We start from the raw sequence: 7,958 nt of genomic DNA on the forward strand, positions 1-7,958 counted from the left end.
CGAGGCATTCTGGGACAGTGGAACGGTGGAGAATCAGGAACTTCCGCCGCCGTTTGAGCGGGCGCTTGCCGGCTTCGGCCGGTATCTGGCGGCAGAGCGGGCACGGTCGGAGCACACCCGCCGGGCCTACCTCTCCGACCTGCGAAGCTTCATGGAATACGCCGCCTCGGAGGGGGCCACGGATCTGCCGGAATTGGAGTTGGGCACTTTCCGCAGCTGGCTGGGCGCCCAGAGCCAGGCCGGTATGTCCCGTTCCACGCTGGCACGGAGGTCTGCCACAGCACGGTCCTTCACCACTTGGGCCATGCGGGAAGAGCTCATCGAAGTAGACCCTGCCCTGCGGTTGAGGGCGCCCAAAGCCGAAAAGTCGCTGCCGGGCGTTCTCCAGTCCCAGCAGGTCCTGCGGCTGCTCAGCAGCCTGGAGGAGGCAGCCGCGGAGGGCTCGCCCGTTCCGGTGCGGAACCGCGCCATGGTGGAAGTCCTTTACGCCACCGGGCTCCGCGTGGGGGAGTTGGCCGGCTTGGACGTTGACGATCTCAACCCGGACCGCCGCACCCTCCGCGTCCTCGGCAAGGGCAACAAGGAACGGGCGGTCCCCTATGGCGTTCCGGCAGCAGTCGCCGTCGACGATTGGCTCCGCCGGGGCAGGCCGCTCCTGGCGACGGACCACAGCGGTCCGGCCCTGTTCCTCGGCTCAAGAGGCAACCGGGTTGACCAACGCCAGGTCCGGAGCGTGGTCAAAGACCTCTTCGAGGCCTTGGGTGACACCTCAGCAACTGGCCCGCACGCCCTCAGGCACACTGCAGCCACGCACCTGCTCGACGGCGGGGCGGACCTTCGGGCTGTCCAGGAAATCCTGGGCCACAGCAGCCTGGCCACCACCCAGATCTACACGCACGTATCGGTGGAGCGGCTGCGGAGAAGTTACCAGCAGGCCCATCCGCGAGCATGAACACCGCCGGGCCCCGCCCAGGAACGTCAAAACGCCCTTCGCATCAGCTGTGGTGAATCGCACTGGCGTAATTCCGCGGCGTACGGCACAATAAGAGTCACGTCCGGTAACTTTCAAGTTTCGCTTGAAGCTCCTTCGCTTCACGCGGAACACTAAGTCCGGACACAGCTTAATATCAGGCAGGAACACCGCCGCTGGAACCACAGCACAGGCAGTTTCATCCAGGCAGAGGTCGTTGGGGAAGACGTACCTACAGCTATGGAGGATGGAATGTCTGTTGCAATGACCCGCGGTGTGCTGTTCGTACACTCGGCACCTACGGCACTGTGCCCGCATGTCGAGTGGGCTATTGGATCCGTCGTGGATAAGCGAACGGATCTTGAGTGGACCCCTCAACCTGCTGCGCCCGGAATGTTTAGGGCGGAGCTCTCCTGGACGGGTACCCCGGGCACGGGTTCCTTGCTCGCGTCCTCGCTTCGTGGCTGGGCCCATCTGCGCTATGAGGTCACCGAGGAACCGAGCCAGGGCGTTGATGGCGGCCGCTGGTCGCACACCCCCGAGCTGGGGATCTTCCACGCCACCACTGACGTCCACGGCAACATCATGGTCTCAGAGGACAGGATCCGCTACGCCTACGAATCGGGCGCCGGGGATCCGTCTGCCGTGTACCACGAGCTCTCTCTGGCCCTTGGTGAGGCATGGGATGAGGAACTCGAGCCCTTCCGGCACGCCGCGGAGGGCGCACCGGTACGCTGGCTGCACCAGGTGGGCTGACAACCGCCGGACGCCCCGCCGTCGCACTTCAATTTCCATAGCAAAAAGGAGGCCCCGCCATCGTGCAATGCACAATGGCGGGGCCTCCTCTGGGTATCAGCGGTATTGCATCCTAGATGCTGCGTACGGCGATGACGGCGTTGTGGCCGCCGAAGCCGAACGAGTTGCTCAGCGCGACGATGTCGCCGGCCGGCAGTTCGCGGGCCGTCTTGGTGACCACGTCGAGCGGGATCTCCGGATCCTGGTTCTCGAGGTTGATGGTCACCGGTGCCTTGCGTTCGTAGACTGCCAGCACCGTGAGTACCGCCTCTACAGCGCCTGACGCGCCCAGCAGGTGGCCCATCTGCGACTTCGTGGCTGAGACTGCAACGTTGTCGATGTGATTCCCCAGGGCGGCACGTAGGGCCGTGTACTCTGGCTTATCTCCGACCGGGGTGGAGGTGGCGTGTGCGTTGACGTGGACTACATCCTCGGCCTGGATGCGGCCGTCGAACATGGCTGCCTTGAGCGCGCGGGTGGCACCGAGCCCCTGGGGGTCAGGAGCCGTGATGTGGTAGGCATCCGCGGTCACGGAGGTGCCGGCCAGTTCGGCGTAGATGCGCGCGCCGCGGGCGAGGGCATGTTCTTCGGCTTCGAGGACCAGCGCACCGGCGCCTTCGCCCATCACAAAGCCGTCGCGGCCCAGGTCGTACGGGCGGGAGGCCCCCTGGGGGTCGTCGTTGCGGCGGGAGAGGGCCTGCATGGAAGCGAACGCAGCCAGGGGCATGGGGTGGATGGCTGCCTCGGCGCCGCCGCACATGACCACATCGGCCTTGCCGGAGCGGATCAGGTCCAGGCCCAGGTGGAGGGCCTCGGTGCCGGAAGCGCAGGCTGAAACAGGGGTGTGGGCGCCGGCGCGGGCGCCCAGGTCGAGGCTGACGGCTGCTGCGACGCCGTTGGGCATCAGCATGGGAACCGTCATGGGGAGGACGCGGCGGGGCCCTTTTTCCTTCAGGGTGTCCCAGGCGTCCAGCAGGGTCCAGACACCGCCGATTCCGGTGGCGAAGGCGACCGCAAGGCGGTCATGGTCAATTTCCGTGATGCCGGAATCAGCCCAGGCCTCACGGGCGGCGATGACGCCAAACTGGGTGGACGGGTCCATCCGCTTCGCTTCAACGCGGCTCAGGACATCCAGGGCAGGAGTGCTGCAACGTGCGGCGAAGTGGACGGGCAGTTCGTACTTGGCAACCCATTCGTCCTCCAGGGTACGGGCACCGGAGACGCCCTTCAATGCGTTGTTCCACATTGTTGGCACGTCGCCGCCGATGGGTGTGGTGGCACCCAGACCGGTAATGACTACTTTGCGTGTCATTGGATCACTCTCTGTCGGTGGGCAGGCCGTATCCGGTAACTCCGGCGGGGTCCCGCGTGTTGGGCAGTTGGATGCCCGGAAATAGGGTGGACTGCCGGCCGCGCCTGTTGGGCGGACCGGCAGTCCTGTCAGCCGTAAGGGGCTGAAGCCTTGACTAGGCCTGTGCGCCTGCGATGAAGCTGACGGCGTCGCCCACGGTCTTGAGGTTCTTGACCTCTTCGTCGGGGATGCGCACGCCGAACTTTTCCTCGGCGTTGACCACGATGGTCATCATGGAGATGGAGTCGATGTCCAAGTCCTCGGTGAAGGACTTGTCCAGTTCCACAGCCTCGGGGGCAAGGCCGGTTTCTTCGTTGACGATTTCAGCCAAGCCGGTCAGGATCTCTTCATTGCTAGCCATTGACGGCTCCTTTTCTTGTTATTGCCGGCAGGGGATGCCGGAAACGGTTCAGCCCGCGGGGGTGCGGCCTGTGTGGGAAGTTTTAAGGAAGGACGATCACCTGGGCGCCGAACACCAGGCCGGCGCCGAAGCCGATCTGGAGTGCGAGGCCGCCGCTGAGCTCAGGATTTTCCTTGAGCAGGCGGTGGGTTGCCAGGGGGATGGACGCGGCCGAGGTGTTCCCGGCATCGGCGATGTCCCGGGCAACAACGACAGACTCGGGAAGCTTGAGCTTCTTGACCATCTCATCGATGATCCGCATGTTGGCCTGGTGCGGAATGAAGGCCACCAGGTCTTCAGCTTTGACGCCGGCGACTTCCAACGCCTGTTGTGCCATCTTGGCCATTTCCCAGACTGCCCAGCGGAAGACGGTCTGGCCGTCCTGGCGCAGCGTGGGGTAGAGTTCCTGCGCCTCTTCCAAGAGGGCGAAGTCGCCGGATTCATCAGACTGGCGGGCGGCCATGCTGAGGTCGCGGACATCAAGCATGGAACGCGTCATGCCGATCGCGTCCCACTTGCTGCCGTCCGAGCCCCACACCGAAGGGCCGATGCCCGGAGTGTCCGAAGGGCCGATGACAACAGCGCCGGCGCCGTCTCCCAGCAGGAAGGAGATAGTTCGTTCCCGGTTGTCGATGACGTCCGAGAGCTTTTCGGCCCCAACCACCAGTACGTACGTTGCAGCACCGGAACGAACCAAGGCATCAGCCTGCGCGATGCCGTAGCAGTACCCGGCACACGCGGCTGAGATATCAAAGGCGGGTGCCGGCGTCGCGCCGATCCGGTCGGCCACTGCAGCAGCTGCTGACGGCGTGGCGTAGGGGTGGGTGACAGTGGATACGATGACGGCACCGAGTTGAGAGGCTTCGATTTCTGCCTTCTGCAAGGCCTCCTGCGCTGCCCCTGCTGCCATGTCAATGACGCTGACGTCAGCGGAGGCACGGTGGCGCGTAATGATGCCGGTGCGCTGGCGGATCCATTCGTCAGAGGAATCAATCCACTGGCAGACGTCCTCGTTGGTGACGATGAGGTCCGGCCGGTAGGCGCCCAGGCCGAGGATGCGGCTGTACTGGTTGACAGGTGACTGGTTCAGCGTGGGAACGCTCATGCGTCTCCCTCCAATTCTGCGAAGAGTGCCAGCGCGGCCGTGAGGTCGTCCGGGGTTTTGACTGCAACGGTCTTGACGCCGGGCATGCCCCGCTTGGCGAGACCTGCCAGCGTTCCTGCCGGCGCGAGCTCGATAAGGCCAGTCACGCCACGCTGCATCAGCGTTTCCATGCACAGGTCCCAGCGGACCGGCCGCGAGACCTGGGCGATGAGGCTCTCGACGGCGGCCCCGCCGTCGATCACTTCGCGGCCGTCGAAGTTGGACAGCAGCGGCACCTGCGGCTTCTGCGGCTTGAGGTGCGGCTTCAGGGACTCGAGGGCGCTCACAGCGGGGGACATGTGCGAGGTGTGGAAAGCTCCGGCCACCTTCAGCGGGATGACGCGTGCCTTCGCAGGCGGGTTGTCAGCCAGTGCTTTGAGCTGTTCGAACGTCCCCGCAGCGACCGTCTGGCCGGCGCCGTTGACGTTGGCCGGTGTGGCTCCGGATGCCTCGATGGCGGCCATGACCTCTGCCGGGTCCCCGCCCACCACGGCGCTCATGCCGGTGGGTGTCACGGCCGCAGCCGCGGCCATACTGTTGGCGCGTTCACGCACAAACGTCATGGCTTCCTGTTCAGTGAGCACTCCAGCCAGGGCCGAAGCAGTGATCTCACCGACAGAGTGGCCGGCGAGGATCACCGGGAGGGAGCCAAGTTCGACGTCGAACAGGGACTTTGCGGCGACCAGTCCGGCAGCGACGATCAGGGGCTGCGCGACGGCGGTGTCCTTGATGGTCTCCTCATCCGAGGTGGTCCCGTGGGCTGTCAGGTCGATGCCTGCAATCTCGCTGAGGGAGGCCAGCTGGCCGGCTACCGAAGGCAGTTCCAGCCAGGGGGCCAGAAAACCCGGGGTCTGTGAGCCCTGTCCAGGGCAGACTATTGCAAGCACTTAACCAGCTTTCCAAATTACTGTGTCGTTGAGCGGTGTTTCTCTGCACCAAGCTCACGGGGTCAGATTGTAGGAAGTCTACAACGAGTCAGGACTGATTCCGCGCCGGATTACGTTCGGTGGGCGCTTTTGGCGGCGCTGCCAGACGCCCCACCACAAGGGCTGCCTGCAGGACGAACGCTTCGCGGGGCAGGAGCGGATCCCAGCCCGTGACGTCGCAGACACGCTTGAGCCGGTACCTGACGGTGTTGGCGTGGACGAACAGTTCCCGCGCCGTCGCCTCCAGTGAATGGCCCAATTCAAGGTAGGTTCCCAGCGTTTCCACTAGTCCGTTCGAGGCAGCCACCAGCGGGCGGTAGATGTTCTTGACGAGGGAGCGGCGGGCAGCTTCGTCACCGGAAATGACGCGTTCGGGCAGTAGGTCATCGGCTGCTACCGGCCGGGGCGCGGAGGGCCAGGCGCGTGCGGCGGTAAGGCCTGCGAAAGCGGACTGGGCTGATCCGCTGGCTGCCAGCAAGGAGCCGGCTTCGGCGCCATAGACCACGGGTCCGGGCGCGAACATTTCGCTGAGCTTCAGGTAGGCGGTCTCGCGGTCCTGGACCCCGCCGAGGATCAGGATCAGCCTGTCACCCTGAATGCCCACCAATGCATCTTCTGCGTAGCGGCCGGCAAGGCGGCGGAGCTCGCTGACATAGCTGGCGCTTGGCTCTGACGGGGAATTTCCCACCATCACGGTGAAACGCTCCTGCGCTTTCCAGCCGAGTGCGGCGATCCGGGACCGCAGGGCGTCGGTGTTTTCACCCCGCAGGATGGCGTCCACGATCAGGGCCTCGAGCCGTGTGTCCCAGGAGCCCCGCGATTCGGCGGCCCTGGCATAGACGTCCGCGGCGGCGAATGCCACTTCCCGCGAGTACCGCAGTACGGCTTCGCGCAGCGAGGGCTGGTCCGCTTCGGGGGCGATCACCGGCACTTGGTCCTCCACCACTTCCACCACGATCCGGATGAGCTGGAGGGCCTTCTGCAGGCTGATGGACCTGGTGAGCTCTGTGGGAGCCGTACCGAAGACGTCGGAGAGGATCCACGACGGCGAGCTGGGCCGCTCATACCAGGTGACAAACGCGGCGATGCCGTTTTGCGCCACCATACCCAGAGCCGAACGCTCGTCTGAGCTGAGCCGCGAGTACCAGGGGAGTGACTTCTCCAGCTGTCGGAGCGTGGTGGTGGACAGCTGGCCGACGCTCGCCTTGAGTTTTTTCAGGGTCTCGGACTTCTCCGGCGCGGTACTGCGCGAGGCTGGCTTGCGCTTCGCGGTCGGGGTGGTTGGCTCAGGCATCTTCTGAGCATACGGCGCCCGCCGCGCAAGCTCCATTTTGTGCGAAGGCTACAACAGCGGCGGACCTGCGTCACAGGCGGAAGCCCGCCCGCCGAACGCAAGGGAACGACGACGGCGGCCCTCGCCTTTCGGTGGGGGCCGCCGTCGTCGTTCAATTCCGCGGACTGTTGATCAGCGGCAGCGGATCAGGACTCGCCGCCTGCATTGCCGGTGGAACCGGCATTGACGTTGTGCAGCCGGTACTTTTCGATGGCCTGGGCCGGGGCCTGGGCATCAACTTCACCGCGGCGCGCCAGCAACTCCAGGGAACGGACCACGATGGAGTGGATGTCGTTTTTGAAGAAGCGGCGGGCTGCTGCGCGGGTGTCGGAGAAGCCGAAGCCGTCCGCGCCGAGGGTTGCGAATTCGTTCGGGACGAACTGGCGGATCTGGTCCGGGACGGCCTTCATGTAGTCCGAGACGGCAACCACGGGGCCGGTGGCGCCTGCGAGTTGCTGGGTCACGAACGGCACGCGGGCGGGCTTGCCGGGGTTGAGGAAGGCTTCTTCCTCGGCGGCCATGCCGTCTCGGCGCAGTTCGTTCCAGGACGTGACGGACCAGACGTCGGCGGAGACGCCCCAGTCTTCGGCGAGGATCCGCTGGGCTTCGATGGCCCAGGGGACCGAGACGCCGGAGGCCAGGATCTGGGTCCGGGGACCGTCGATCTTTGCCGGGGCGAGCAGGTAGATGCCCTTGAGGACGCCTTCGACGTCGAGGTCCTCGGGTTCCGCGGGCTGGGTGATCGGCTCGTTGTACACGGTGAGGTAGTACATCAGGTTCCGGTCAGTGGAATCCGGTCCGTACATGCGCTCGATGCCGTCGCGCATGATGTGGCCGATTTCGTATCCGAACGCGGGGTCGTAGGTGACCACTGCCGGGTTCGTGGAGGCCAGCAGCGGGGAGTGGCCGTCGGCGTGCTGGAGGCCTTCGCCGGTCAGGGTGGTCCGGCCTGCGGTGGCGCCGATGACGAAGCCGCGGGCCATTTGGTCCCCGGCGGCCCAGAAGGCGTCTCCGGTGCGTTGGAAGCCGAACATGGAGT

Annotated in this window: 8 protein-coding genes; 2 read left to right on the forward strand and 6 right to left on the reverse strand. The window is 65.3% G+C overall.

Going from position 1 to position 7,958, the window contains the following annotated elements; genetic code table 11:
• Positions 1-25: 25 nt before the first annotated feature.
• Positions 26-952 carry a tyrosine recombinase XerC gene (locus AB4Y73_RS05835; RefSeq protein ID WP_441869737.1) on the forward strand — a complete coding sequence of 309 codons (927 nt, stop codon included), beginning with the start codon at positions 26-28 and terminating at the stop codon, positions 950-952.
• A gap of 270 nt (positions 953-1,222) precedes the next feature.
• Positions 1,223-1,726 (forward strand): DUF3145 domain-containing protein, encoded by a 504-nt coding sequence (locus AB4Y73_RS05840; protein ID WP_056349065.1) that lies wholly within the window; start codon positions 1,223-1,225, stop codon positions 1,724-1,726.
• A 112-nt stretch (positions 1,727-1,838) separates the two neighbouring features.
• Here AB4Y73_RS05840 and fabF read toward each other — a convergent pair whose 3' ends face one another.
• The 6 genes from fabF to AB4Y73_RS05870 form a co-directional block, all read right to left on the reverse strand.
• Entirely contained in the window at positions 1,839-3,077 is a 1,239-nt protein-coding gene (gene fabF, locus AB4Y73_RS05845) for a beta-ketoacyl-ACP synthase II (RefSeq protein WP_441869741.1), read from the reverse strand.
• Between the two features lie 154 nt (positions 3,078-3,231).
• Positions 3,232-3,477 carry an acyl carrier protein gene (locus AB4Y73_RS05850; RefSeq protein ID WP_354214196.1) on the reverse strand — a complete coding sequence of 82 codons (246 nt, stop codon included), beginning with the start codon at positions 3,475-3,477 and terminating at the stop codon, positions 3,232-3,234.
• An 82-nt stretch (positions 3,478-3,559) separates the two neighbouring features.
• The gene (locus tag AB4Y73_RS05855; RefSeq protein ID WP_441869745.1) at positions 3,560-4,621 is read right to left on the reverse strand and encodes a beta-ketoacyl-ACP synthase III; all 1,062 of its coding nucleotides are present in this window, start codon (positions 4,619-4,621) and stop codon (positions 3,560-3,562) included.
• Positions 4,618-5,547: an ACP S-malonyltransferase gene (locus tag AB4Y73_RS05860; protein WP_441869748.1), complete on the reverse strand. Its 930-nt coding sequence runs from the start codon at positions 5,545-5,547 to the stop codon at positions 4,618-4,620. Before AB4Y73_RS05860 ends, AB4Y73_RS05855 begins: the two co-directional genes overlap by 4 nt.
• Positions 5,548-5,635: 88 nt before the next feature.
• On the reverse strand, positions 5,636-6,880 hold the full coding sequence (locus AB4Y73_RS05865; protein WP_441869751.1) for a PucR family transcriptional regulator: 1,245 nt from the start codon (positions 6,878-6,880) through the stop codon (positions 5,636-5,638).
• Positions 6,881-7,065: 185 nt separating this feature from the next.
• The coding region (locus AB4Y73_RS05870) for a transketolase-like TK C-terminal-containing protein (RefSeq protein ID WP_441869754.1) at positions 7,066-7,958 on the reverse strand (893 nt) is incomplete at its 5' end.

It is taken from the genome of Pseudarthrobacter sp. TAF60_1 (assembly GCF_052113505.1).
Lineage (GTDB): Bacteria > Actinomycetota > Actinomycetes > Actinomycetales > Micrococcaceae > Arthrobacter.

Bases quoted from the DNA above. Each gene is read 5' to 3' on its own strand.
- AB4Y73_RS05840 (WP_056349065.1), top strand. From the start codon at position 1,223: ATGTCTGTTGCAATGACCCGCGGTGTGCTGTTCGTACACTCGGCACCT.
- fabF (WP_441869741.1), bottom strand. From the start codon at position 3,077: ATGACACGCAAAGTAGTCATTACCGGTCTGGGTGCCACCACACCCATC.
- AB4Y73_RS05850 (WP_354214196.1), bottom strand. From the start codon at position 3,477: ATGGCTAGCAATGAAGAGATCCTGACCGGCTTGGCTGAAATCGTCAAC.
- AB4Y73_RS05855 (WP_441869745.1), bottom strand. From the start codon at position 4,621: ATGAGCGTTCCCACGCTGAACCAGTCACCTGTCAACCAGTACAGCCGC.
- AB4Y73_RS05865 (WP_441869751.1), bottom strand. From the start codon at position 6,880: ATGCCTGAGCCAACCACCCCGACCGCGAAGCGCAAGCCAGCCTCGCGC.